Here is a 653-nt window from a genome sequence, read left to right on the forward strand (position 1 = left end):
GTCATGCAGAAAGAGTGTTTATCGGTATTGAAGCAACCGGGCATTATTATGAAGATATCGTTCGTATCCTTACGGATATGGGATACTCTGTTCATATTATTAACCCATCTTCTACAAATGAAGAGAGAAAACAACATCTTACTAATACAAAAACGGATGATATTGATTTGTATTTGATAGCTGAAGCGTTAATTGGTAATAAAGCTACGAATGCAAAGTTAGTAAAAGGAGAATACAAGAAGCTTCAACATCTTACCCGTGCCAGGAGAAGTGAGATTAATAAACGTTCCCGTATAAAGATGGAAATTCGGACAATACATGATCAAATATGGCGTGAATATCAAGGTTTCAGTACACTCGAGAACGGAAAAGTGAAAACTAAACATATTTTTAGTGATTTCTGGGGAAAAGCAAGTCTATATATTTTGACTAACTTCCCACATTCCTCTCAGGTACTACAACTAGGAGAATTGGGCTTATCCCGATTGTCAAAAGAGTACAATCTTAAAATACGGAAATCTACTATCGAAAAACTACTCCATGCAGCTAGGGAGAGTGTTTCGAAACCTTTAGATGAGCTATCGAGTGAGATGTTTATTCTAAGCCAAAAACTAAAAGATTACGAATGGCATACAAAAAACATTGTAGCTTAT

At 35.5% G+C, this 653-nt stretch carries 1 protein-coding gene; it reads left to right on the forward strand.

The window, feature by feature from the left end; all coding sequences use genetic code 11:
- A partial coding sequence (locus ABD785_RS41170) for an IS110 family transposase (protein ID WP_344840352.1) occupies nucleotides 1-653 on the forward strand: 653 nt, incomplete at both ends.

This window comes from Actinocorallia longicatena (assembly GCF_039534125.1).
GTDB classification, from domain to species: Bacteria; Actinomycetota; Actinomycetes; order Streptosporangiales; family Streptosporangiaceae; genus Actinocorallia; species Actinocorallia longicatena.